Here is a 24,099-nt window from a genome sequence, read left to right as displayed (position 1 = left end):
CCGGTGGTCACCGGATGGTGTGTTAACGGTCCGTTTCGCGGGTGTCTGCCTGGGATAACTTTGTCCGGATTTCGGGCGGCCAGCGGGTGTCGATGTTGCCAAAACGAGACCCTTTAAGTGTGGTTTACGGCCCGGTCGTACTTAATAGTTGGCCATTGAGCTCGGGTCAATGGGTCATGCGCTGTGGGGGGCGTGGGCTCACGAGCACACTTCGGGGTTACTTGAAAACACGTGTTGTCAGCGGTGTCAGCGCGCGTAGACAGTGCCCTTCTTGTTGTGACAAGTGGACTCATGAGGAGGACCCCATGCGTGGTGCAATCAGCACCAAATGGGTCGGGCGCGCGGTAGTGATCCCCACGGGGGACGAGCGATCGTGACAAGTCCAGTACAGACCGAGGGCGCCGAGGCGTCCCCCGTTCCCGACGCCAAGGGCGGGTCGAAGGACGGGACCCAGGAGGCCAAGACGCTGGCCGGGCTCTCTCCCGGGCAGTTGATGTGGCGCCGCTTCAAGCGTGACCGTACCGGGGTCGTCGCCGCCGTCGTCGTCATCTTCTTCTTCGTGATCGCGCTCCTCGCGCCAGTGATCAAGATGGTGTACGGCAAGGACGCGTACACCCTGTACGGCCAGGACAGTCTTGATCTGCTCGACGAGTTCAACATGCCGACCGGCACCTTCGGCGGGGTCTCCGCCGACCACTGGTTCGGGATCGAGCCCAACCTTGGCCGCGATGTGTTCATGCAGCTGATCTACGGCATGCGCACCTCGATCTACACCGCCCTGGCGGCAACCATCCTGATGGTCGTCGTGGGTGTGCTGATCGGGCTCGTGGGTGGTTACTACGGCGGCAAGGTCGACTACTGGCTGGGCCGGCTGACGGACTTCCTGCTGGGTTTCCCCAGCCAGTTGTTCTTCATCGCCTCGATGCCGGTGGTCGTCGCCGCCTTCGTACGTCCGGACGAGGAGACTCCCACGGCCCTCCGTGCCGGAGCGATCATCGCGGTGCTCTCGTTCCTGGGCTGGATGGGCCTGTCCCGGTTGATCCGCGCCGCCACCCTCTCCCTGCGCGAGCGGGAGTTCGTGGAGGCCGCCAAGATCGCGGGTGCTTCACCCTGGCGCATCATCCGCAAGGAACTGCTGCCGAATCTGGTCACACCGATCCTGGTGCAGGCCACGCTGCTGCTTCCGTCCACCATCCTCTCGGTGGCCTTCCTCTCCTTCGTGGGTGTCGGCTTCGTCGAACCCACCCCGGACTGGGGCCGGATGTTCGCCACAGGCGCGGACATCTACGAGCAGGACCCCGCCTACATGGTCTTCCCGGGTGTCGCCATGGTCATTTTCGTCGTGGCGTTCAACCTCCTGGGCGACTCGGTCCGGGATGCCTTCGACCCGAAGTCCGGACGCTGACGTTCAGCTGAGGGGACAGCTGCCACCCGGGCGCCGGTCCATGCCGGATGCGCCAGGCAGCACAGTTGGATCACTACTGACAGATAGGTACTCATCACCATGAGCATCTTTGGCACGCGCAAGACACGTGCTGTCGTCGTCGCCCTGGCGGCCGGCTCGCTCGCGCTGACCGCCTGTGGCGGCAACGACAGCAGCGGTGACAGCAAGGACAAGAGCAAGACGCAGGAGGACGCCGCCAAGCAGTCGGCGGCCGTCACCTACGGCGACGCGAAGGCCTCCACCGGTCCGGCCGAGGCGGTCCCCGGGGCCAAGCCCGGCGGGACCATGACGGTCTTCCAGGAGTCCGACTTCTCCCACCTGGACCCGGCCCAGATCTACGTCAGTGACGGCAAGCTGCTCAGCCGCCTGCTCCAGCGCGGTCTGACGCAGTACCAGGAGGACGACGAGGGCAAGCAGACCCTCGTCGGCGACCTGGCCACCGACTCCGGCAAGGCGACGGACGGCGGCAAGACCTGGACCTTCACGCTCAAGGACGGGCTGAAGGACCAGAACGGCGGCGCGATCACCTCCGCCGACATCCGCCACACCATCGAGCGGATGTACGCCCCGTTCATCACGGACGGCCCGACCTACGTCCAGCAGTGGCTGTCCGGCACGGGCACGACGTACCGCAAGGCGCTGCCCGACGGTCCGTACAAGGGCAAGCACCTGCCCGACTCGGTCCTGGAGACCCCCGACGCCAAGACGGTCGTCTTCAAGTTCAAGGACGCGCAGCCCGACCTGCCGCAGGCGCTCGCGATGCCCGGCTACTCGGTGGTGCCCGCGAAGACGGACACCAAGGAGAAGTACGACACGGCCCCGGTCGCGACCGGCCCGTACAAGATCGCGGAGTTCAAGCCGGGCAAGTCGATGAAGCTCGTCAAGAACACGAACTGGGACCCGAACAGCGACTCGGTCCGGCACCAGTACGTCGACGGCTTCAACATCGAGTACAACCACGACGACGACGACCAGACCAAGACCCTGCTGGCCGACCGCGGCGAGGCCAAGAACACCGTGATGTTCACGGGCCAGGTCTCCACCAACCAGGTCCGCAACGTCGTCGAAGACCCCGAAGCGATGAAGCGCACGATCCAGGGCTACGCGCCCTACGTGTGGCAGCTGAACTTCAACCTGGACCGGATGAAGGACAAGAAGGTCCGCGACGCCATCACCTACGCCCTGCCGAGCGCGCAGATCTACAAGCTCGACGGTGGTGCGTACGGCGGTGAGACCGCGACCGGTCTGATGTCCCCGACCACCCCGGGTTACGAGAAGGGCTACGACCCCTTCGGCAAGCTGAAGAAGCCGAACGGTGACCTTGAGAAGGCCAAGTCGCTGATCAAGGAAGCCGGCGCCGAGGGCCAGAAGGTCGTCTACGCGTACGGCAACACCCCGGTCCGCCAGCAGCAGGCCGTCGTCATCGCCGACCGTCTGAAGGCCATCGGCCTTGAGGTCGTCAAGAAGGAGATCGACTCCGCCACCTGGTACGAGCAGGTCGGCAAGGTCGACAACGGTCTCGACCTCTACATGACCGGCTGGGGCCAGGACTGGCCGTCCGCCTCCACGGTCTTCCCGCCGCTGTACGACGGTACGCAGCTGCAGGACGGCTCGTCGATCTACTCGCACATCAACGACCCCAAGGTCAACGCCGAGATCGCCCGCATCCTGAAGATCACGGACCCGGCCGAGGCCCAGAAGGCCTGGACGGCGCTCCACCACGACATCGTGGAGCGGATCAACCCGGCCGCGCCGATCTACTTCACCAAGGTGTTCCAGATCTTCGGCTCCAACGTCGGTGGTATCCGCTACTCGGCGGACTCCAGCTACGTCGACGTCACGCGTCTGTTCCTGAAGAAGTAAGCACCGCGTAGGCAGGACCCGGAGGTGCGCGCACGGCGGAGCGCGCACCTCCGGGCCGCCGATCCTCTCCTCTCGACCCCCTCCTCACAGCCGCCGTCCTGAGAGCAGCGACCAGCCATGCTTCAATTCCTCCTTCGCCGGACGTTCGGCGCAGTCCTGACCCTCTTTCTGATCAGTGCCGTCACGTTCTTCATGTTCTTCGCCATCCCGCAGGACCCGGCTCTGCTCGCGTGTGGCAAGAACTGCACTCCGGACGCGCTGGCGGTCATTCACCAGAACCTCGGCCTCGACAAGCCGGTGCCGGTGCAGTTCTGGGACTTCATGGTCGGTATCTTCGCCGGCCGGGACTTCGCGGTCGGGCACTGCGCGGCGCCCTGCTTCGGAATCTCCTTCAACAACCAGCAGCTGGTCTGGGACACCATCGTCGACCGGTTCCCGCTGACGCTCTCCCTCTCCATCGGCGGCCTCATCGTCTTCCTGATCGTCGGCCTGGGCGCCGGCATGATGGCCGCGTGGAAGAAGGGCACCGCCACCGACAAGGCGTTCAGCTCCGCCTCGCTGGTGCTCAGCTCCCTCCAGATCTACTTCCTCGGCCCGGTCGTCCTGGGACTCTTCGTCTACAGCACCGGATGGCTCGACAAGCCGAAGTGGGTCCCCATCACGGAGAGCCCGAGCGCCTGGTTCATGGGCCTGCTGATCCCCTGGTTCGTTATGTCGGTGATCTTCACCGCCAACTACACCCGTATGTCACGGTCGACCATGATCGAGCAGCTTCAGGAAGAACACGTCAGAGCGGCCCGTGCCAAGGGCATGACCAGCCGCTACGTCTTCTTCCGCTACGCGTGGCGCGGCTCGCTCATCCCCATCGTCACCATTCTCGGTATGGACCTCGGCGCGCTGTTCGGCGGGGCGATGGTCACGGAGATCACCTTCGGGCTGCCGGGTATCGGTCTGCTCGCCCGTGACTCGGTCCTCAACAAGGACCTGCCGCTGACCATGGGCGTGATGATCGTCAGCGCCGCCTTCATCCTTCTGTTCAACGTCATCGTGGACGCGATGTACGCCCTTATCGACCCGCGCGTGCGTCTGTCCTAGGAGAACGACCGTGACCACACTCACCAAGACCGAGGACGCCCCGGCCCCGACCGAGCCGGACGCGTTCCTGTCGGTGCGCGACCTGCGCGTCCACTTCTCCACCGAGGACGGCATCGTCAAGGCCGTGGACGGGCTCTCCTTCGACTTGGCGCGCGGCAAGACGCTCGGCATCGTCGGGGAGTCGGGCTCCGGCAAGTCCGTGACCAACCTGTCCATCCTGGGGCTGCACAACCCGCAGTCCACCGAGATCACCGGTGAGATCCTGCTGGACGGCCAGGACCTCACGGATGTCTCGCCCAAGGAGCTCGAAAGGCTCCGCGGCAACAAGATGGCGATGATCTTCCAGGACGCGCTGACCGCCCTGTCGCCGTACTACACCGTCGGCCGGCAGATCGCCGAACCCTTCATGAAGCACACCGGCGCCAGTAAGAAGGAGGCCCGCGCGCGGGCCATCGAGATGCTGGGCAAGGTCGGTATCCCCGACCCCAAGAACCGGGTCGACGACTACCCGCACCAGTTCTCCGGCGGTATGCGGCAGCGCGCCATGATCGCCATGTCGCTGGTGTGCAACCCCGAGCTGCTGATCGCCGACGAGCCGACCACGGCTCTGGACGTCACCGTCCAGGCGCAGATCCTCGACCTGCTCAAGGATCTCCAGCAGGAGTTCGGCTCCGCGATCATCCTGATCACCCATGACCTCGGCGTGGTCGCCAATGTCGCCGACGACCTGCTGGTGATGTACGCGGGCCGGGCCGTGGAGCGCGGCTCCGTCCGTGAGGTCCTCAAGCAGCCGGAGCACCCGTACACCTGGGGCCTGCTCGGCTCGATGCCGCGACTCTCCTCCGATGTGAGTGAGCCGCTGCGGCCCATCCCGGGCGCTCCGCCCAGCCTGTTGAACCCGCCCTCCGGCTGCGCGTTCAATCCGCGGTGCGACTACGTCGACCTGGTCGACGGTGGCCGCTGCACGCACGAGCGCCCGCTGCTGCCCGAGGGACGTGGCTCCGCGTGCCATCTGCCGGCGGACCGCAAGCAGCAGGTTTTCATCGAGAAGATTCAGCCCCGGCTGGGCTGATGTACCAGCGACTGGGGCTATGACCATGAGCGAGAACAACACCAACACCACCGTCGCGGACGCGGTTCCGCCGCAGCGCGACCCGTCGACCGAGCCCTTGCTCGAAGTGAAGGGCCTGACCAAGCACTTCCCGATCTTCGGCGGCTTCCCCATCAAACGGCGGGTCGGCGCGGTCCAGGCCGTCGACGGGGTGTCCCTGAGCGTCTACCCGGGCGAGAGCCTGGGCCTGGTCGGTGAGTCGGGCTGTGGCAAGTCGACCACGGGCCGGCTGATGACCCGGCTGCTGGAGCCGACCGGCGGCACGATCACCTACAACGGCAGGGACATCACCCGGGCCAACCGCAAGCAGCTGGCGCCGATCCGGTCCGAGATCCAGATGATCTTCCAGGACCCGTACGCCTCGCTGAACCCGCGGCAGACCGTCGGCACGATCATCTCCAGCCCGATGGAGATCAACGGCATCAAGCCCGCCGGCGGCCGTGAGGCCCGGGTGCGTGAACTGCTGGAGATCGTCGGTCTCAACCCGGAGCACTACAACCGCTTCCCGCACGAGTTCTCCGGCGGCCAGCGCCAGCGCATCGGCGTCGCCCGCGCGCTCGCGCTGGAGCCGAAGCTGATCGTGGCCGACGAGCCGGTCTCGGCGCTCGACGTCTCCATCCAGGCGCAGGTCGTCAATCTGCTCCAGGAACTCCAGCGCGACCTGGGGATCGCCTTCGTCTTCATCGCCCATGACCTGGCGATCGTGCGGCACTTCTCGGAGCGCGTCGCGGTGATGTACCTGGGCAAGGTGGTGGAGGTCGCGGACCGCGACTCGCTGTACAACCGCCCCCGCCACCCGTACACCCACGCGCTGCTCTCCGCGGTGCCCGAGGCGGACATCGACATCGACAAGAAGGAACGGATCCGGCTGGCCGGCGACGTACCCTCGCCGATCATGCCGCCGTCCGGCTGCCGGTTCCGCACCCGCTGCTGGAAGGCGCAGGACAAGTGCGCCACCGAAGAGCCGCCGCTGCTGCAAATCTCGGGCAGCGCGGCCGGTCATCTGACGGCCTGCCACTTCCCGGAGGAGCCGACGACCGTGGCGCGCGAGGAGGATGTCGTACTCGACCCGGCGCTGGTGGCCATCGAGAAGGAACTGAACGACTGAGCCGACGATCAGTCGTGGACGGGGCCCGCGCCCGAGGAACGCCTCGGCCGCGGGCCTCCGTGCGTGACGTGGGGGCCCCGGCCCGGGGGCCGGTATTACGCGGGTTCCGGCCGCCGGTGCGGTGCTGCGGATGACTCCGTCGTCGCCTCGATCCCGGCGCGGACGAACACGCGCGCCAGCTCCCCGCGCCGGCGGAGCCACTCCTCGGTGCCCGGACCGTCCGCCGTCCCGTACCGGCGTCGGTGGATGTCCTCGGTGACCGCCGCGGGCGCGCCCAGGGCACGCAGCTCCTCCAGCGCCTCCCGCTTGGTGACCAGCCGGCCGTCGCGCAACGTCACTGAGGCGCGCGCGAACGTCAGCATGGCCGCGTCCACCCAGGCGTCATGGACCCAGAGCTCCGGCTTGGCGGTCACGGGCAGCCAGTAGTCGCGCAGATCGCGGCGGATGAAGTCCGTCAGCTCCCGGTCGCTCACCCCGGGCAGCTCGCCGACAGGGGAGGGTCCCGTCAACACCAGTGCGCCGGTGGTCAGTTCACGTCGGCCCACCGGGCTCACCGGCCGCTCGAACCACTCGCCGAGCGCCCAGGTCGGATGAGCCCGCCCGGCGTCCTCGGCGCCCTGCCGGGGCAGGTAGGTGCAGTGCAGCTTGTCGGCGAACGGCGCCTCGGCGAACAGCTGTTGATGCAGTGCGCGCAGCCGCGCCCGCTGTGCGTCCGTCGGTTCGGCGCCGACGAGGGCCACCAGATCGAGATCGCTGCGGCCGGGCCGGAAATCCCCGAAGGCCAGCGAACCGTGCGCCCACAGGGCGACGAGTGGCACGGCGGCGGAGACATCCGCCATGAATCGGTCGAGCAGTCGCGTCACCCCGGGCTCGGTCATGGGGTCACCCTCGCACGCGAGAGCCGCGCGCGACATCCGGCCTGCCGGGGGAAAAGCCGTTGCGCGAGAGGTGCCCCCACCGGAAAGGGAGGCCCGTGGCCGGGGGCTCGGGGTGGATACGCGGAACGCCACGGGCGCGCTGAGGCTGTACGAGGACAACGGCATGCGGGTGCACTTCGCCGTGGACACCTGGGAGGTCACTCTTCCGGTGTGACCCGGGCGAGTGGTTCCGATGGGGCGTTCGCGTTCCGGGACCGCGCCTACGGCCGCCATCACGACGCGACTCATCACTGTAGGGGGTGTATTCGGGGGCAAATAGGTGCGTCTGATGAGGGAGACACTTCATGCGAGGACCCGCACACACCGGACGGGTCGCCTGCGCGGTGGCTGTCGTCCTCACCGCGTCGGGCTGTGGCGGGGCGTCCGACGTCATCGGTGGTCCCAACGGTGTGGTGCGTTCCTCCTGGGGTGATCCGCAGAATCCGCTGGAGCCCGCGAACACAAATGAGGTCCAGGGCGGCAAGGTCCTCGACATGGTCTTCCGGGGGCTCAAGCGGTACAACCCGAAGACCGGCAAGGCCGAGAACGCCCTCGCCGAGAAGATCGACACGACGGACTCGACCCACTTCACGGTCACCGTCAAGGACGGCTGGACCTTCAGCGACGGCGAGAAGGTCACCGCGAAGTCCTTCGTGGACGCCTGGAACTACGGGGCGTACCTCGACAACAACCAGAAGAACGCCTACTTCTTCCAGTACATCGACGGATACGACAAGGTCCACCCGGAGTCGGGACACCCCACCGCGCGAACGCTGTCGGGGCTGAAGGTCACCGGGCCCCGGACGTTCACCGTCAAGCTGTCGCAGCGCTTCTCCACCTGGCCGGACACCCTGGGATACGCGGCGTTCGCCCCGCTGCCCAGGGCGTTCTACGACGACCACGCAGGCTGGCTCGCCAAGCCCGTCGGCAACGGCCCGTACACGGTGGAGAACTACACCAAGGGCTCCCAGATGTCCCTGCGCACCTGGCAGGGGTACCCGGGCGCCGACCGGCCGCGCAACGGCGGTGTGGATCTCGTGGTCTACACCGACAGCAACACCGCGTACACCGATCTGGTCGCCGGAAACCTCGATCTGGTCGACGACGTCCCCGCCGCACAGCTCAAGAACGTGCGCTCCGACCTCAGCGGCCGGTACATCAACAGCCCGGCCGGCATCATCCAGACCCTCGCCTTCCCGTACTACGACAAGGAGTGGAACACCGAGGGGGCCGTCAAGGTACGCACCGGGCTGTCCATGGCGATCAACCGCGGACAGATCACCGACATGATCTTCCGCAAGACCCGCACCCCGGCGACCGACTGGACCTCCCCGGTCCTCGGCGCGGACGGCGGCTTTCTGCCCGGGCTCTGTGGCCGGGCCTGCACGTACGACGCCCCTGCGGCGAGGAAGCTGATCAAGCGGGGCGGCGGCATCCCGCACGGTCGGCTGACCATCACCTACAACGCCGACACGGGCTCCCATAAGGAGTGGGTCGACGCGGTCTGCAACAGCATCAACAACGCGCTGGGCAACGACAAGGCATGTGTCGGCAGCCCGGTCGGCACCTTCGCCGACTTCCGCAACCGCATCGGCGGGCGGAAGCTGCGGGGGCCGTTCCGGGCGGGCTGGCAGATGGACTACCCGCTGATCCAGAACTTCCTTCAGCCGCTCTACTACACCAACGCCTCGTCCAACGACGGCAAGTGGAGCGACCCCCGGTTCGACCGGCTCATCGACGAGGCCAACGCCGACGCGGACACCAAGTCGGCCATCCGCACGTTCCAGCGGGCCGAGGGTGTCGTACGGGACCGGATGGCGGCCATCCCGCTCTGGTACCAGAACGGCAGCGCCGGCTACTCGGACCGTGTCTCCCATGTCGCACTGAACCCCTTCAGCGTCCCGGTCTACAACGAGATCAGGGTCAGCTGACGCCCGGGGCCGCCCGCGCCCTCCCACGAACCCCGGAGCCCCCATGGGACGTTATGTGATCCGGCGTCTGTTGCAGATGATCCCCGTCTTCATCGGCGCCACCCTGCTGATCTTCCTGATGGTCAACGTGATGGGCGACCCCATCGCCGGTCTCTGCGGGGAGCGGCAGTGCGATCCCGCCACCGAGGCACGGCTGCGCCAGGAGTTCGGCCTCGATCAGCCGGTGTGGCGGCAGTACCTCACCTACATGGGACATGTCTTCTCCGGCGACTTCGGCACCGCCTTCAACGGGCAGAAGGTCATCGACCTGATGGCCTCGGCCTTCCCGGTCACCATCCGGCTGACGATCGTGGCCATCGTCTTCGAGATCATCATCGGCATCGCCTTCGGCGTGCTCACCGGGCTGCGCCGGGGCCGCCCGGTCGACACCTCCGTCCTGCTGCTGACGCTGGTGGTCATCGCCGTACCGACCTTTGTCACCGGTCTGCTGGCGCAACTGGTGTTCGGTGTGAACTGGCATCTCATCCGGCCGTCGGTCTCTCCCGCGGCCCCGCTGGACGAGCTGATCCTGCCGGGGCTGGTGCTCGCGTCCGTCTCCCTGGCCTATGTCACCCGGCTGACCCGGACCTCGATCGCCGAGAACGCCCGCTCCGACTATGTCCGTACCGCCGTCGCCAAGGGCCTGCCCCGGCACCGCGTGATCACTCGTCATCTGCTGCGCAACTCGCTGATCCCGGTGGTCACCTTCATCGGTACGGACATCGGCGCGCTGATGGGCGGCGCGATCGTCACCGAGCGGATCTTCAATATCCACGGCGTCGGATTCCAGCTCTACCAGGGCATCCTGCGCCAGAACACCCAGACCGTCGTCGGCTTCGTGACCGTGCTGGTCATCGTCTTCCTGGTGGCGAATCTGCTGATCGACCTCCTCTACGCCGTTCTCGACCCGAGGATCCGCTATGCCTGAGCCGCAGTCCCCACCCACCGGCGACCACGGCGGAGCCATCGCGGCGACCGGCGCGGGCGGCGGGATGGACCTCGCCACCAGTGAGGGAGCCACGCTGGAACAGCGCCCGGCCGGCCCAGACGGCGGCTCCGACAGGGGCGCGGGAGGTGAATCCACGGGCCGGCCGCGCAGCCTCTGGTCGGACGCCTGGCGCGATCTGCGCCGTAACCCCGTCTTCGTCCTCTCGGCGCTGGTCATCGTCTTTCTGGTGATCATCTCGATCCGGCCGTCGCTGATCACCGCGGGCAACCCGCTCTCCTGCGATCTCGCCAGGGCTCAGGACGGCTCCCGGCCCGGCCATCCCTTCGGCTTCAACGGGCAGGGCTGCGACGTCTACACCCGTACCGTCTACGGCGCCAGGACCTCGGTGGTCGTCGGCGTCCTCGCCAGCCTCGGGGTCGCGGTCGTCGGCTCGGTCCTCGGCGGTCTGGCCGGCTTCTTCGGCGGGTTCTGGGACGCGATCCTCTCCCGGATCACCGATATCTTCTTCGGCATCCCGGTGGTCCTCGGCGGTCTGGTGCTGCTGTCCGTGGTGACCAGCTCCACCGTCTGGCCGGTGATCGGCTTCATGGTGCTGCTCGGCTGGCCGCAGATCTCGCGGATCGCGCGCGGCTCCGTCATCACCGTCAAACAGAACGACTTCGTCCTGGCGGCGCGGGCGCTCGGCGCCTCCAACCCCCGGATGATGCTGCGGCACATCCTGCCCAACGCCATCGCGCCCGTGATCGTCGTGGCCACGATCGCGCTCGGTACGTTCATCGCGCTGGAGGCGACCCTCTCGTATCTCGGCGTGGGCCTCAAACCGCCGACCGTCTCCTGGGGGATCGACATCTCCGACGCCTCGCCCTATATCCGCAACTCCCCGCACATGCTGCTCTGGCCGGCCGGCGCGCTGGCCATCACCGTGCTCGCGTTCATCATGCTCGGCGACGCGGTACGCGACGCCCTCGACCCCAAGCTGCGCTGAGGAGCCCGTCCCATGTTGCTCGAAGTGCGCGATCTACAGGTGGAGTTCCACACCCGCGACGGGGTCGCCAGGGCCGTCAACGGCGTCAGCTACTCGGTCGACGCCGGCGAGACCCTGGCCGTGCTGGGCGAATCGGGCTCCGGGAAGTCCGTCACCGCGCAGGCGGTCATGGGGATCCTCGATACGCCGCCCGGCCGGATCACCGGCGGTGAAGTGCTGTTCCAGGGACGGGATCTGCTGAAGCTCAAGGAGGAGCGGCGCCGCGGGATCCGGGGCGCCGAGATGGCGATGATCTTCCAGGACGCGCTCTCCTCGCTCAACCCCGTGCTGACCGTGGGCGCCCAGCTCGGCGAGATGTTCATCGTGCACCGGGGGATGTCCCGTAAACAGGCGCGGGCGAAGGCCGTCGAGCTGATGGACCGGGTCAGGATCCCGGCGGCCGCCGAGCGGGTCGATGATTATCCGCACCAGTTCTCCGGCGGCATGCGCCAGCGCATCATGATCGCGATGGCGCTCGCACTGGAGCCCTCGCTGATCATCGCCGACGAGCCGACCACCGCGCTCGATGTGACCGTCCAGGCCCAGGTGATGGATCTCCTCGCCGAGCTGCGGCGCGAGCTGAACATGGGGCTGATCCTGATCACCCATGACCTCGGAGTGGTCGCCGATGTCGCCGACCGGATCGCGGTGATGTACGCGGGCCGGATCGTGGAGACCGCGCCGGTGCACGAGATCTACCGGGCGCCCGCCCATCCGTACACCCGCGGTCTGCTCCGGTCGATCCCGCGGCTGGACCGGAAGGGCAGGGAGCTGTACGCGATCAAGGGCCTGCCGCCGAATCTGCTGCGTATCCCACCCGGCTGCGCCTTCAACCCCCGCTGTCCGATGGCGCAGGGCGTGTGCCGTACGGAGGTGCCGCCGCTCTTCGAGGTGGCGGATGTGCCGGGGGCGGCCGGGGGACGGCGCAGCGCCTGCTACTTCTGGAAGGAGACGCTCCATGGCTGAGCCCATCCTGGAAGTGCGGGAGCTGGTCAAGCACTATCCGCTGACCCGCGGCATCCTGTTCAAGAAGCGGATCGGGGCGGTACGGGCGGTCGACGGGGTCTCCTTCTCGCTGGCTCCCGGCGAGACCCTCGGCATCGTGGGGGAGTCGGGCTGCGGCAAGTCGACCGTCGCGAAAACGCTGGTGAACCTGGAGCGGCCGACGTCCGGCGTGATCCGGTACAAGGGCGAGGACATCACCCGGCTGTCGGGCCGCGCGCTGAAGGCGGTCCGCCGCAACATCCAGATGGTGTTCCAGGACCCCTACACCTCGCTCAACCCCCGGATGACCGTGGGCGACATCATCGGGGAACCGTACGAGATCCACCCCGAGGCGGCGCCCAAGGGCGACCGGCGGCGCAGGGTCCGGGAGCTGCTGGATGTCGTCGGCCTCAACCCGGAGTACATCAACCGCTATCCGCACCAGTTCTCCGGCGGCCAGCGCCAGCGCATCGGCATCGCCCGCGGGCTGGCGCTCCGGCCCGAGATCATCGTGGCCGACGAGCCGGTCTCGGCCCTCGATGTCTCCGTGCAGGCGCAGGTCATCAATCTGATGGAGCGGCTCCAGGACGAGTTCGGCCTCTCGTATGTCTTCATCGCCCACGATCTGTCGATCGTCCGCCACATCTCCGACCGGGTCGGCGTGATGTATCTGGGGCGGCTGGCCGAGATCGGCCCGGACACGGAGATCTACGAGCACCCCACGCATCCGTACACCCAGGCCCTGCTCTCGGCGGTGCCGCTGCCGGACCCCTCGGCACGCGAGCACCGCGACCGGATCATCCTGACCGGCGATGTGCCGTCCCCGGCGAACCCGCCGTCCGGCTGCCGGTTCCGTACGCGCTGCTGGAAGGCGCGTGAGCGGTGTGTGGTGGAGGAACCCGGACTGACGGTCCCGGAGGCCTTCCGGGGGCGGCAGGGGCCCGCGGCGCACCCCTCCGCGTGCCACTTCGCGGAGGAGCGGCGGATCGTGCCGTCCTGAGCTCGGGAGGGTCGGGATTCGAGGGGCGAAAGGCGATAAAACATATCAATTTCGTTAACACGCAAGCAACTTGGCGGACCCGTCACCGATATACGAACGCGTCAGGCTGGACAGCGTACGGCCGTGCGGGTGCCGTAGACCGGCCGGGACTCCCAGGGTCCCGGCCGGTTGCCCGCGCTCGGCGCGGCCCCGGCGGCCTTCTGAGGCTCAGCCCAGGCCCAGCGACCTCTTGAGGAAGTCGACCTGGAGCAGCAGCAGGTTCTCGGCCACTTCCTCCTGTGGCGTCATATGGGTCACACCAGTCAGGGGCAGCACTTCATGGGGGCGTCCCGCCGCGAGCAGGGCCCCGGAGAGCCTGAGGGTGTGTGCCACCACCACATTGTCGTCGGCCAGCCCATGGATGATCATCAGGGGCCGTGCCGGACTCTCCGGCGCCGACAGCCCGTCGTCCGTGACCAGTGAGTGGGCGGCGTAGACCTCGGGCACGTCCTGCGGGCCCCCGCCGAAGTACCGCTCCTGGTAGTGGGTGTCGTAGAGCCGCAGATCGGTGACCGGAGCGCCGGAGACCGCCGCGTGGAAGACATCCGGGCGGCGCAGGACCGCGAGCCCGGCGAGATAGCCGCCGAAGGACCAGCCGCGCATCGCGACGCGTCCCAGATCGAGCGGGAACCGCTCGGCGAGGGCGTGCAGCGCCTCGATCTGGTCGTCCAGGCTGAGCAGCAGATTCTGCTTGACGGCCTTCTCCCAGGCCGGCGAACGGCCCGGGGTGCCACGGCCGTCGGCGACGATCACCGCGAACCCCTGGTCGGCGAACCACTGCGAGGTGAGATACGCGTTCTGCGCGGCCACCACGCGCTGTCCGTGCGGGCCCCCGTAGGGGTCGAGCAGAACCGGAAGCGGGCCGTCCGACTCCTCGTAGCCGCTCGGGAGCAGCACGGCGCAGGGAATCCGGTGCGCGCCCGCCTCGGTGAGCCGCGGCCGCGCGGTGAGCACCGGCCGCTCGGGGTGCGAGGCGAGCGTCGCCAGCCGCTTGCCGTCCCTGAGCACCCGCGCGGACGCCCCGGAGGAGTCCAGCCCGGCGGACACCAGCACGGTCACCTCGCCGGTACGTACGGCGGAGTGCACCCCCGCGCCCTCCGAGAGCCGTTCGACGCCCAGTTCGCTGACCCGGTACACATGGATCTCGCCGATCTCGGGATCCGCCGCCGCCTCGCCGGCCGACGCCGAGACGAGGACATCGTGCTCGCCGATGTCGAGCACGGCCCTGACATGCAACTGCGGCCCGGTCAGCGGCCGGTCGCCGACCATCAGGACCCGTGCGCCGCCCTCGTCGGCGATCCGCACCAGCCGCCCGTCCGGCGCCCAGGCGGGCAGCTCGGCGAAGAGCTCCAGCCAGGCGGGGTCCTCGTCCCGGTGCACGGTCGTGGTCGCGCCGGTCGCCGTGTCCACCGCCAGATACAGCTGGCCGCGCTGATCACGGCTCTGTACGAGCAGCAGGGGCACGCCCGCGGCCGACCAGTGCACCCGCGCCAGATACGGGTAGCGCGCGCGGTCCCAGACGACCTCCGTAGCCGCCCCTCCGGGCCCGTCCGGCGCCGTCGCGCCCTCGGCCCCGCCGGATCCCTCCAGGCCGACGAGATACAGCCGTACGTCCGCGTTGGGGGTGCCGGCCGCCGGGTAGGCGACCCGCACGGGCTCCCGCTCCGGGTGCGCCGGGTCGGAGATCCACCAGCGCCGCACCCGCGTCGTGTCGACCCGCGCGACCAGCAGCCGGTCGGACTCGGGGGACCACCAGTAGCCACGGGTGCGGCTCATCTCCTCGGCGGCGATGAACTCCGCCAGGCCGTAGGTGATGTCCTCGCCCTCGGTCGCGGAGCGCCCCGCCAGCTCACGGTCCCGCTCCCCGTCGGCGGTGATCACGCGGAGGGCGCCGTCGGCCACGTACGCGACATGGCGTCCGTCCGGCGAGGGCCGCGGGTCGATCACCGGTCCCCGTACGGGCAGTTCGCGGGTCGTCCCGGCGAGCAGTTCGGCCGTGAACAGCCGCCCGGAGAGCGCGAACGCCGCCAACTGCCCCGCGCCGTCCAGCGCGTAGCCGACGATGCCTCCCGAGCCCTCGCGGCTCCGCTCGCGCCGGGCCCGCTCCTCGGGGGAGAGCCGCTCGACGGCGCCGCCCAGGAGCACGGCCGGATCGGCGGCGATCCGCTCAGGGCCCTCGCCGGATCCGCCCTCGGCACCGCCGGCGGAGTCCTCAAGATCCAGTACCCAGAGGCTGTTCACCCGGTCCGTGCCCGAGGAGGAGCGCAGGAAGGTCACCCGCGCACCATCGGGAGACACGGTGAACGCGCGTGGGGCGCCGAGCGTGAAGCGCTGGGTCCTGGCGTGCTGGCGCGGGAACGAGAGCTGCTGCCTCAAGGTCATGGAACGAACCTACTGGGCGATGGCCGTGCGCCCCCAGTGTGCTGCCGTGCACCGATCAATGCGTCCGCACGGATAGTTATGATCCGTAGCGTTAGGTGGGTATGAATCCGCCGGGCACATGCTTGCTGCGATTTTCCGACTGAATATTTATGGAGGTGAACCGCCGTGGCACTCTCGATTTCGGCGGTGGTGCTGCTGGCGATCGTCGTCTTCCTGCTGGTCCGGAAATCCGGACTGAAGGCCGGACACGCGGTGGTCTGCATGTTGCTCGGCTTCTACATCGCCAGTTCATCCATCGCTCCCACCATCAGCGAACTGACCACGAACGTGGCAGGGATGATCGGCGGGATCAAGTTCTAGTCATCTTCCGCTCTCTTTCGGCCAACTTCACCCTGCTCTGAAGGTGCCCTGAAGTCCGGCCATGTCCGGCACCGTCCACTGCCCGCAGCCCCTCGGCCGTCGTCGTCGCCCACTGGCCGAGGGGTTTCGGGTGCCGGCTCGTAGGCTGTCCCCATGACCGATCTACCCGCCCGCCGTCTGCTGCTGGTGCACGCGCACCCGGACGACGAGTCGATCAACAACGGCGCCACCATGGCCAGGTACGCGGCCGAGGGCGCCCTGGTCACGTTGGTGACCTGCACCCTCGGTGAGGAGGGAGAGGTCATCCCACCCGAGCTGGCGCATCTGGCGGCCGACCGCGAGGACCGCCTCGGCGCCCATCGCGTCGGTGAACTCGCGGCGGCGATGAGGGAACTGGGCGTCACCGACCACCGCTTCCTCGGCGGCCCCGGCAGATTCCGGGACTCCGGGATGATGGGCCTGGAACAGAACGACCGCGAGGGAGCCTTCTGGCGCGCCCCCGTCGACGACGCCGCCGGCTGCCTCGTCGAGGTGATCCGTGAGGTGCGTCCGCAGGTGCTGGTGACCTACGACCCCAACGGCGGTTACGGCCACCCCGACCACATCCAGGCCCATCGTGTCGCCATGCGCGGTGCCGTACTGGCCGCCGAGCCCGCCTTCCGGCCCGGCCTCGGCGCTCCGCACGCCATCCACAAGATCTACTGGAACCGCGTACCGCGCTCCGTCGCCGAAGAGGGGTTCGCCCGGCTGCGGGCGGCGGGTGCCGACTTCCCCGGTGTCGCCGCGATCGAGGACATTCCGGGCGTGATCGACGACACGGAGATCACCGCCGCGATCGACGGCGAGCCGTACCGGGAGCGCAAGGCGGCGGCGATGCGCGCCCATGCCACTCAAATCGCCGTGGACGGACCCTTCTTCGCGCTCTCCAACGATCTGGGACAGCCGATCTTCGCCGCCGAGTACTACCAGTTGACGCAGGGCACGTCGGGGGCGCCCGACGGTGAACGTGAGAACGATCTCTTCGCGGGCGTAGCCAGTGATGACGGCGCGAACGCCGCGAACGGCGCGAACATGGGGAACGGCGCGAACGTGAAGAACAGAGTGAACGGGGCGAACGGATGAGTGGGCAGGGGCAGTCCGGCGGTATGTTCACGAGTCGCCCCAGACCCGGACGTATCGCCACATATCTCTCGCTGTTCGTTCTCGGCGTGCTCGTCAGCGCGGCAGGTTCACTCGTCCAGGGCGGCTGGGTGCCCGGCGGATTGCTGCTCGCCCTGCTCGCCACCGCCGGGCTCTTCTTCGGCGGGCTGTTCCTCACCGGCACGCAACTGGGCGTCGGGGCACCCGCGGCAGGCTGGATCCTCGCGGCCGTCTTCCTGAGTCTGGGCCGCCCGGAGGGTGACGCGGTCTACGCCGCGGGCATCGGACCGCTCGTCTACCTCCTGGGCGGCATGTTGGTGGCTGTGATGTGTGCCACGATGTCGCGGTTGCCGCAACCGGGCCCGAAGTCCGGCCGACTTGAGAAGTGACGCGCCCGGCTGCTGCTGAATTGACCACGTCCGTACGGTCGGCGGAGCATCGCTTCACATGCTCGTCGGGTGTCTGTCGGCCGGGGCCAGTATGGTGGTGCGCGCTCCGGGCCTTCCCCCCGCCTCCGGCATGGGGAACCTGAACAGTTTCGTACCAGTAAGAACGGGCGGCGGAGCCAACCGGGAGAACCTGCTTTGAGTCGTGAAACTGACAGTTCGTCCTCCGGGCCCCAGGGGCGCGGCGGAGCCGCGTACCCCTCGGGGACACCGCCGTACGGATCCCGCCAGTATCCGTCGCTGCACCCCCAGCAGGACGCTCCGGCGGAGACGGAAACCTCACCCGTCCCGAAGCCGGACGAGCCCAAGACCGAGACCACACTGACCACGCGTATCCGGATCAACATCCCGGGTTCGCGGCCGATCCCGCCCGTCGTGATGCGTACGCCCATGGGCGACGGCGACAGCACCGACGGCCGGGGTGTCCCGGTCGCCGAGCGTACGGGCGGCATCCCCAGGCCCGATGTGCCCCAGGACGCAGCCGACTCCGGACCGGGCGGACAGGCCGAGCCGGCGGAGGAACCGGGGGCCGAGGACAGATCCACGAGCGACTGGTTCGCGCCACGCAAGTCGGCGACGTCGGGTACCGGTACGGCCGCGGGCATGAGCGCCGGTCTGGGCGCGGGCGCCGCCGCCGTCGCGGGCACCGCGCCGCGGCCTGCCGATCGCGGCTCCTCGGAGTCGCCGTACTACCCGGGCGGCGGGCAGTCGCAGAACGGCGGCGCTCCCCGTAGCGCGCTCAGCGACCTCGCGTCCGGCGCCGGGGTCACGGGCTCCGGACCCCAGGGCGCGGGCCCCGACGGCTTCACGTCCGGCGGTTCCGGTACGGACTTCACGTCCCGCGGTTCCGGTACGGACTTCGCGCCGGGCGGTTCCGGTACGGACTTCACGTCCCGCGGTTCCGGTACGGACTTCGCGCCGGGCGGTTCCGGTACGGACTTCGCGTCCCGGGGTTCCGGTACGGACTTCGCGTCCTCCGGTCCCACCACGCCCCCGCTCGGTATCCGGCCTCCCGGCGCCGGGCCCAGCGGTCCGACCAGCGGGCCGGCCACCGGCGGCGCGTCGCTCGGCACCCCGCCGTCGGCCCTCAGCACTCCGCCGTCGGCCCTGGGCCAGGTCGGTCCGCCGCGGATGTCCGACGACACCGCCGTACTGACACCGCAGCACCCCGCGCCCGAGCCAGGACCCGGCGGCCATGTCTCCGGGGACACGCTCACCAGCGGCATCCCCGTGGTGCCAGCGGAGCGCCGCGCGCCCGTCCCCGGCTCGGGTCCTGGGGGCGGTCCGGGCACCGGCCTCGGCCCCAGGCCCGACGGCCCCGGCGCCCTCGGCCAGGACCACGACTTCTCGGCCCCGGACTTCCCCGGCCCGGTCGGCTCCGCACAGGGCGTCCCGCCCTCGGGCACGGCCCCGGCGCGTACCACCACCCCGCCGGCCGCGCCCGCCAAGAAGAAGGGCCGCTCCAAGCTCACGCTCCTCGCCGCCATGGTCGTCGTGGCCGCGGGCGGTCTCTACGGCGCCGGCCTGCTGATGAACCGCTCGGATGTGCCGAAGGGCACCACGGTCCTCGGCGTCGACATCGGCGGCACCCGCGCCCAGGCGGTCAACAAGCTCGAAGCCACCCTCGGCCCGCGGGCCGAGGAGCCGCTGCGACTCAGCATCGGCGGCAAGACGGAGGAGCTGGCTCCGGACAAGGCGGGACTCAGCTTCGACAGCCAGGCCACCGTCCGCGCCGCGGCCGGCAGCGACTACAACCCGGTGTCGGTGATCGGCTCGCTCTTCGGCCGCGCCCGGGTCGCCCAGCCGGTGATCCCCGTCGACGAGGAGAAGCTGACCGCCGCGCTCACCGATCTGGCGGGTGTCTCGGGTTCGGCGAGCGAGGGAACGATCAAGTTCGAGCCGGGCAAGGCCATCGCCGTACCGGGCAAGGCGGGCACGTCGCTCGACGTGAACCACTCGATCATCTCGGCCCGGGACGCTTACCGCGCCCAGGTGCAGACGGGCAAGATCAACAACGTGGAACTGCCCGTTGTCTCCCGCGAGCCGACGGTCGGTCAGCCTGAGCTGGACCGGGCGATGGACGAGTTCGCCAAGCCCGCGATGTCCGACCTGGTCACCATCAAGGCGGGCGACAAGCAGATCCAGTTCGGTCCCGCGAAGTCGCTGCCCAAGATCCTCTCCATGAAGGCTGTCGACGGAAAGCTTGTCGAGGTCTACAACAGGACCGCAATCGACCAGCTGCTGGAAGGCGTCTTCGACGGCATCACGATCACGAAGGGTGACGGTAAGCAGTACCCCGTCTCCTCCGCCGATGTGGCGCAGGCCATGCAGACGGCGCTGCGCGGCAAGACACTCGCCGAGCGCACCCAGACGATCAATCTGAACCCCAGCTAGGTCTGAACCCCAGCCAGGTCTGAACCCCAGCCAGGTCTGAACCTCGGCCAAGAGGGCCTGGGTCCTGTCCGGCTGTCGCTCAGGCATTGCCGTGTCCCGGGGACGACGGATGTCGTCCCCGGGACACGGCTCACGACCCACGAAACCGCCGAGCCGGGTCGCCGGACGTCAGTTGAGCATCGCCCGCGCCGCCCGCGCCTTGCGCCGGATCGCCTCCGCCGTCGACGGCTCCACCGCGTCCACCACCCGCGCGTACTCGTCCATCTCGGCCGCCCCCCGCCGGAACTCCCCGCGCTGTACGAGCAACTGGGCGCGGTCGTAACGCAGTCTGGCCGGATGCGAGGGCAGCAGCAGGGACAGCTCGACCGCCCACAGCGACACATCGGTGTGCTCCGGGCGGGTCGCGGCCCAGGCACGGATGTTGTTCAGTACGCGCAGGACGATGCCGAGCGGGTCGGCGGGGGCGAGCATGGCCGGTTCGAGCGCCTCGCCCGTCGCGCCGGTCACCAGCAGCGCCGCCTCCGCGCCCGTCAGCAGCCGGCCGCCGCCGAAGGGATCGGCGAGGACGCGCTCCTCCGGGTCGCCGAAACCGACCACGAAATGGCCGGGCAGGGCCACGCCGTACACCGGCGCGCCCGCCCGTCGCGCGACCTCGATCCACACCACCGAGAGCAGGATGGGCAGCCCCCGTCTGCGCCGCAGCACCACGGGCAGCAGCGACGAGTCCAGCCGCCGGTACTCCGCCGGAGTGCCCTCGAAACCGCACCGCTCACCCAGCAGCTCCGCCAGCGCGACCGCCCAGGCGCGCGCGCCGAGGACCCCGAAGGGCAGCAGTCCCGCCAGCCGGTCCAGCTCGGCCTGGGCCGCGGCGATACCGGCCTCGCCCAGGGCGGGATCGGCCTCCGCTCCCACCAGCAGACAGAGCGTGGCCAGGTCGGGACGGTCCGCGCGGGCCTCCTCGGCGAACCACCGGCCCACGTCCTCGGATTCCGGTCGCATATCGGCCTCGTACCCGCTCAGCGCGCTCGGAAGTGGTGGTAGTGGTGGTGGACGGCGAAACCCATCGCCTCGTACATGGCCCGCGCGCCGACGTTGTCCGACTCGACCTGGAGCCAGGCCGCGGACGCGCCCTCCTCCAGGGCGCGCCGGGCGAGCGCGGTCATCACGGCTGTGGCCAGCCCCTGGCGGCGGCGGGCCGGGTCGACCTCCACCGCCATGAACCCCGCCCACCGTCCGTCCACCACACACCGGCCGATCGCGGCCGGTGTGCCGGGCTCCCCGTCCTCGCCCCGATCCCCGGGCACGGTGGCGAACCACACCGAAGGCCCGCTGTTCAGTACGTGCAGCACATGGGGTCCTGGCACACCGGACCGCTGGTAACGCCGGAGCCACGCCTCGCCGACGCCCCGGCCGAGCACGACCTCGGACACATCGGCGTCACGGTCCCCGAGCGGCGCGAGCGCGGCGATCCGCACCTCGGCCGTCACCTCCGGCCGCCAGCCGCGCCGCTCCAGCTCCGCGCACAGCCGTTCCTGGGTGCCCTCCGCGCCGGTCGCGGCCTGTACGTACGGGGGCAGCCCCCGCGCCTCGTACCACCGTCGTACGCGCGTCAGCGCCTCGTCGGGCCCCACCCCGGGATCACCCAGGGGCAGCACGGAATTCGCCCGCCTGGTGAAGCCCGAGGCCGCTCTGAGCAGCCACTCTCCCAGCGGCTCGCTCTCCACCGGCTGCCAGGACCGCGCACAGACCCCGGCCAGCTCCTCGAACGACGCCGCGGGGCCCCGACGTCTGGGCGGTGCCGCCGGCACCACCTTGCCCGCGACCAGAGCGGCCTCGGGGACACGGACGCTCTCGCCGGTGCGCCGTGTGATCAGCAGCACATCCCCGTCCCAGGATGTGAGAACGCCCACCGTGTCCGTGAACTTCTCACCAGCGGCCCCACTGCCGGTCAACTGTCTGACTGATACGCGTTTGCCCACGTCAGCCGGTGTAAGGCGGACCTCGAACCGTCCGCCCGCAGTGAATTCCACAGCTCTGTACGCCCCTCCTGTTCGGATCGCGCCCAAGAACGGAGATACTAGATGCGGGCATCGACGACGCCGCGCTCCCGCGCGCCCGTGGACGGAGCCGCAGATCGGCCCGCCGCGCCCTATCGAGGAGGAACGACAGCGTGACCTACGTCATCGCGCAGCCTTGTGTCGACGTCAAGGACAAGGCGTGCATCGAGGAGTGCCCGGTCGACTGCATCTACGAGGGCTCCAGGTCCTTGTACATCCACCCGGACGAATGCGTCGACTGTGGAGCCTGTGAGCCGGTCTGCCCGGTCGAGGCCATCTTCTACGAGGACGACACCCCGGAGGAGTGGAAGGACTACTACAAGGCGAACGTCGAGTTCTTCGACGAGCTCGGTTCGCCCGGTGGCGCTTCCAAGCTCGGTCTGATCGAGCGGGACCATCCCTTCATCGCCGCGCTGCCGCCCCAGAACGGCTGACAGCGCGCCCCCGGTCCCGTACGGCCCGCCGCCGTACGGGACCGCGGCGTTTCGCCCGCGCGTCCGCGCGCCCAGCGCGCGCCGGCAGGGGGGAGGCGACGAGAATCCGTACGAGAAAGCCGTACGAGAAGCAGAAACCGTACGAGAAGCCGTACGAGAAAGAGTGAGCACGTGTCCGCAGTCTCTTCGCGTCTTCCCGTCTTTCCCTGGGACAAGCTGGAGCCCTTCAAGGCCACGGCGGCGGCCCATCCGGACGGGATCGTGGACCTGTCCGTCGGCACCCCCGTCGACCCCGTGCCGGCGCTGATCCAGCGGGCCCTGATCGAGGCCGCCGACTCTCCCGGGTATCCGACGGTGTGGGGCACGACCGCGCTGCGGGACGCGCTGACCGGATGGGTGGAGCGGCGCCTCGGCGCGCGCGGTGTGACGCACGAGCATGTGCTGCCGGTGGTCGGCTCCAAGGAGCTGGTGGCCTGGCTGCCGACACAGCTCGGCCTCGGCGCGGGTGACCGCGTCGCCTTCCCCCGGCTCGCGTACCCGACGTACGAGGTGGGCGCGCGGCTCTGCGGCGCCGAGCCCGTCCCGTACGACACGGGAACATTTGCGGCTGACGCCGCGGGGGCACGGCTCGACCCCGCCGGGCTGAAGCTCCTGTGGCTCAACTCACCGTCGAACCCGACCGGAGCTGTCCTGGCGCCGGACGAGCTGACCCGGATCGTCGCCTGGGCGCGCGAGCACGGTGTGCTGCTGTTCAGCGACGAGTGCTATCTGGAGCTGGGCTGGGAGGCCGATCCCGTATCGGTGCTGCACCCGGACGTCTGCGGCGGTTCGTACGACGGGATCGTCGCCGTCCACTCGCTCTCCAAGCGCTCCAATCTGGCCGGCTATCGCGCGGCCTTCCTGGCGGGCGACAAGGCCGTCCTGGGCGAGCTGCTGAAGATCCGCAAACACGGCGGAATGATGACCCCCGCGCCGGTGCAGGCGGCGACGGTCGCGGCGCTGGGCGACGACACGCACGTACGGGAACAGCGGGCGCGGTACGCGGCCCGCCGCGCCGCGCTGCGCACCGCCCTGGAGACGCACGGCTTCCGTATCGACCACAGCGAGGCGAGCCTCTACCTGTGGTCGACGCGCGACGAGCCGTGCTGGGACACCGTGGCGCACCTCGCGGAGCTGGGCATCCTGGTCGCGCCCGGCGACTTCTACGGCCCCGCCGGGGACCGGCATGTACGGGTGGCGCTGACGGCCACCGACGAGCGCGTCGAGGCGGCGGTCAAGCGGCTGGGCATCGACGCCTGAGCCGCGCGTGACGGTCACGCGAGGGGGCCCGGGAAGCGACTGCTTCCCGGGCCCCCTCGTCATGCCGCGACGCGCGCGTGCGG

At 69.3% G+C, this 24,099-nt stretch carries 20 protein-coding genes and 1 pseudogene; 17 read left to right on the top strand and 4 right to left on the bottom strand.

Going from position 1 to position 24,099, the window contains the following annotated elements; genetic code table 11:
• Window positions 1–373: 373 nt before the first annotated feature.
• The 5 genes from ABTZ59_RS07485 to ABTZ59_RS07465 all read left to right on the top strand — a co-directional run bounded on the left by ABTZ59_RS07485 (window position 374) and on the right by ABTZ59_RS07465 (window position 6,621).
• A complete protein-coding gene (locus tag ABTZ59_RS07485) occupies window positions 374–1,405 on the top strand; it encodes an ABC transporter permease (RefSeq protein WP_351392149.1) in 1,032 nt (343 codons plus the stop codon).
• A 99-nt stretch (window positions 1,406–1,504) separates the two neighbouring features.
• Entirely contained in the window at window positions 1,505–3,307 is a 1,803-nt protein-coding gene (locus ABTZ59_RS07480) for an ABC transporter substrate-binding protein (protein WP_351392146.1), read from the top strand.
• Between the two features lie 117 nt (window positions 3,308–3,424).
• Window positions 3,425–4,402, top strand: coding sequence for an ABC transporter permease (locus ABTZ59_RS07475; RefSeq protein ID WP_351392143.1), 978 nt, complete (start codon window positions 3,425–3,427; stop codon window positions 4,400–4,402).
• Between the two features lie 10 nt (window positions 4,403–4,412).
• Window positions 4,413–5,474 carry an ABC transporter ATP-binding protein gene (locus ABTZ59_RS07470; protein WP_351392140.1) on the top strand — a complete coding sequence of 354 codons (1,062 nt, stop codon included), beginning with the start codon at window positions 4,413–4,415 and terminating at the stop codon, window positions 5,472–5,474.
• 25 nt (window positions 5,475–5,499) lie between these two features.
• A complete protein-coding gene (locus tag ABTZ59_RS07465) occupies window positions 5,500–6,621 on the top strand; it encodes an ABC transporter ATP-binding protein (protein ID WP_351392137.1) in 1,122 nt (373 codons plus the stop codon).
• Between the two features lie 95 nt (window positions 6,622–6,716).
• On the opposite strand, the gene ABTZ59_RS07460 is transcribed toward ABTZ59_RS07465, so the two are convergent.
• Window positions 6,717–7,499, bottom strand: a complete 783-nt coding sequence (locus tag ABTZ59_RS07460; RefSeq protein ID WP_351392133.1) for a hypothetical protein — start codon at window positions 7,497–7,499, stop codon at window positions 6,717–6,719.
• A gap of 91 nt (window positions 7,500–7,590) precedes the next feature.
• Here ABTZ59_RS07460 and ABTZ59_RS07455 point away from each other — a divergent pair.
• From ABTZ59_RS07455 to ABTZ59_RS07430, 6 genes and pseudogenes are all read left to right on the top strand, one after another.
• A pseudogene (locus ABTZ59_RS07455) lies at window positions 7,591–7,713 on the top strand (GNAT family N-acetyltransferase); the annotation flags it as partial.
• A 130-nt stretch (window positions 7,714–7,843) separates the two neighbouring features.
• The gene (locus ABTZ59_RS07450; protein ID WP_351392130.1) at window positions 7,844–9,469 is read left to right on the top strand and encodes a peptide ABC transporter substrate-binding protein; all 1,626 of its coding nucleotides are present in this window, start codon (window positions 7,844–7,846) and stop codon (window positions 9,467–9,469) included.
• Window positions 9,470–9,512: 43 nt separating this feature from the next.
• Window positions 9,513–10,436, top strand: coding sequence for an ABC transporter permease (locus ABTZ59_RS07445; protein ID WP_351392127.1), 924 nt, complete (start codon window positions 9,513–9,515; stop codon window positions 10,434–10,436).
• Entirely contained in the window at window positions 10,429–11,442 is a 1,014-nt protein-coding gene (locus ABTZ59_RS07440) for an ABC transporter permease (RefSeq protein ID WP_351392125.1), read from the top strand. Before ABTZ59_RS07445 ends, ABTZ59_RS07440 begins: the two co-directional genes overlap by 8 nt.
• Window positions 11,443–11,454: 12 nt before the next feature.
• A complete protein-coding gene (locus ABTZ59_RS07435) occupies window positions 11,455–12,447 on the top strand; it encodes an ABC transporter ATP-binding protein (protein WP_351392122.1) in 993 nt (330 codons plus the stop codon).
• Entirely contained in the window at window positions 12,440–13,465 is a 1,026-nt protein-coding gene (locus tag ABTZ59_RS07430; RefSeq protein WP_351392119.1) for an ABC transporter ATP-binding protein, read from the top strand. Before ABTZ59_RS07435 ends, ABTZ59_RS07430 begins: the two co-directional genes overlap by 8 nt.
• Window positions 13,466–13,672: 207 nt before the next feature.
• On the opposite strand, the gene ABTZ59_RS07425 is transcribed toward ABTZ59_RS07430, so the two are convergent.
• Entirely contained in the window at window positions 13,673–15,886 is a 2,214-nt protein-coding gene (locus ABTZ59_RS07425; protein ID WP_351392117.1) for a prolyl oligopeptidase family serine peptidase, read from the bottom strand.
• A 165-nt stretch (window positions 15,887–16,051) separates the two neighbouring features.
• Between ABTZ59_RS07425 and ABTZ59_RS07420 the strand changes: the two genes are divergently transcribed.
• From ABTZ59_RS07420 to ABTZ59_RS07405, 4 genes are all read left to right on the top strand, one after another.
• A complete protein-coding gene (locus ABTZ59_RS07420; protein ID WP_030352924.1) occupies window positions 16,052–16,246 on the top strand; it encodes a hypothetical protein in 195 nt (64 codons plus the stop codon).
• A 153-nt stretch (window positions 16,247–16,399) separates the two neighbouring features.
• Complete coding sequence (gene mshB, locus ABTZ59_RS07415; protein ID WP_351392114.1) at window positions 16,400–17,368, top strand: N-acetyl-1-D-myo-inositol-2-amino-2-deoxy-alpha-D-glucopyranoside deacetylase; 969 nt, start codon at window positions 16,400–16,402, stop codon at window positions 17,366–17,368.
• A 23-nt stretch (window positions 17,369–17,391) separates the two neighbouring features.
• A complete protein-coding gene (locus tag ABTZ59_RS07410; RefSeq protein ID WP_351392112.1) occupies window positions 17,392–17,775 on the top strand; it encodes a DUF6113 family protein in 384 nt (127 codons plus the stop codon).
• Window positions 17,776–17,970: 195 nt separating this feature from the next.
• Window positions 17,971–20,226, top strand: a complete 2,256-nt coding sequence (locus ABTZ59_RS07405) for a hypothetical protein (protein ID WP_351392109.1) — start codon at window positions 17,971–17,973, stop codon at window positions 20,224–20,226.
• Between the two features lie 168 nt (window positions 20,227–20,394).
• Here the strand turns inward: ABTZ59_RS07405 and ABTZ59_RS07400 are convergent, their stop codons facing one another.
• Together ABTZ59_RS07400 and ABTZ59_RS07395 are read right to left on the bottom strand one after the other, a co-directional pair.
• On the bottom strand, window positions 20,395–21,225 hold the full coding sequence (locus ABTZ59_RS07400) for a transglutaminase family protein (protein ID WP_351392106.1): 831 nt from the start codon (window positions 21,223–21,225) through the stop codon (window positions 20,395–20,397).
• A gap of 17 nt (window positions 21,226–21,242) precedes the next feature.
• Window positions 21,243–22,256 (bottom strand): GNAT family N-acetyltransferase, encoded by a 1,014-nt coding sequence (locus ABTZ59_RS07395; RefSeq protein ID WP_351392103.1) that lies wholly within the window; start codon window positions 22,254–22,256, stop codon window positions 21,243–21,245.
• 140 nt (window positions 22,257–22,396) lie between these two features.
• Between ABTZ59_RS07395 and fdxA the strand changes: the two genes are divergently transcribed.
• A complete protein-coding gene (gene fdxA / locus ABTZ59_RS07390; RefSeq protein WP_003985062.1) occupies window positions 22,397–22,717 on the top strand; it encodes a ferredoxin in 321 nt (106 codons plus the stop codon).
• A gap of 171 nt (window positions 22,718–22,888) precedes the next feature.
• Window positions 22,889–24,016, top strand: a complete 1,128-nt coding sequence (dapC, locus tag ABTZ59_RS07385) for a succinyldiaminopimelate transaminase (protein WP_351392098.1) — start codon at window positions 22,889–22,891, stop codon at window positions 24,014–24,016.
• The last annotated feature ends 83 nt before the right edge of the window (window positions 24,017–24,099 follow it).

This window comes from Streptomyces sp. NPDC094034 (assembly GCF_040303865.1).
Classification (GTDB): domain Bacteria; phylum Actinomycetota; class Actinomycetes; order Streptomycetales; family Streptomycetaceae; genus Streptomyces.
This window is presented reverse-complemented; position numbering and strand designations above follow the sequence as displayed.

What these genes read in the sequence shown, in the direction of transcription:
- ABTZ59_RS07440 (WP_351392125.1), top strand. Translation starts at nt 10,429, where the DNA reads ATGCCTGAGCCGCAGTCCCCACCCACCGGCGACCACGGCGGAGCCATC.
- mshB (WP_351392114.1), top strand. Translation starts at nt 16,400, where the DNA reads ATGACCGATCTACCCGCCCGCCGTCTGCTGCTGGTGCACGCGCACCCG.
- ABTZ59_RS07445 (WP_351392127.1), top strand. Translation starts at nt 9,513, where the DNA reads ATGGGACGTTATGTGATCCGGCGTCTGTTGCAGATGATCCCCGTCTTC.
- ABTZ59_RS07460 (WP_351392133.1), bottom strand. Translation starts at nt 7,499, where the DNA reads ATGACCGAGCCCGGGGTGACGCGACTGCTCGACCGATTCATGGCGGAT.
- ABTZ59_RS07400 (WP_351392106.1), bottom strand. Translation starts at nt 21,225, where the DNA reads ATGCGACCGGAATCCGAGGACGTGGGCCGGTGGTTCGCCGAGGAGGCC.
- ABTZ59_RS07450 (WP_351392130.1), top strand. Translation starts at nt 7,844, where the DNA reads ATGCGAGGACCCGCACACACCGGACGGGTCGCCTGCGCGGTGGCTGTC.
- ABTZ59_RS07475 (WP_351392143.1), top strand. Translation starts at nt 3,425, where the DNA reads ATGCTTCAATTCCTCCTTCGCCGGACGTTCGGCGCAGTCCTGACCCTC.
- ABTZ59_RS07435 (WP_351392122.1), top strand. Translation starts at nt 11,455, where the DNA reads ATGTTGCTCGAAGTGCGCGATCTACAGGTGGAGTTCCACACCCGCGAC.
- ABTZ59_RS07465 (WP_351392137.1), top strand. Translation starts at nt 5,500, where the DNA reads ATGAGCGAGAACAACACCAACACCACCGTCGCGGACGCGGTTCCGCCG.
- ABTZ59_RS07480 (WP_351392146.1), top strand. Translation starts at nt 1,505, where the DNA reads ATGAGCATCTTTGGCACGCGCAAGACACGTGCTGTCGTCGTCGCCCTG.
- ABTZ59_RS07430 (WP_351392119.1), top strand. Translation starts at nt 12,440, where the DNA reads ATGGCTGAGCCCATCCTGGAAGTGCGGGAGCTGGTCAAGCACTATCCG.
- ABTZ59_RS07410 (WP_351392112.1), top strand. Translation starts at nt 17,392, where the DNA reads ATGTTCACGAGTCGCCCCAGACCCGGACGTATCGCCACATATCTCTCG.
- ABTZ59_RS07425 (WP_351392117.1), bottom strand. Translation starts at nt 15,886, where the DNA reads ATGACCTTGAGGCAGCAGCTCTCGTTCCCGCGCCAGCACGCCAGGACC.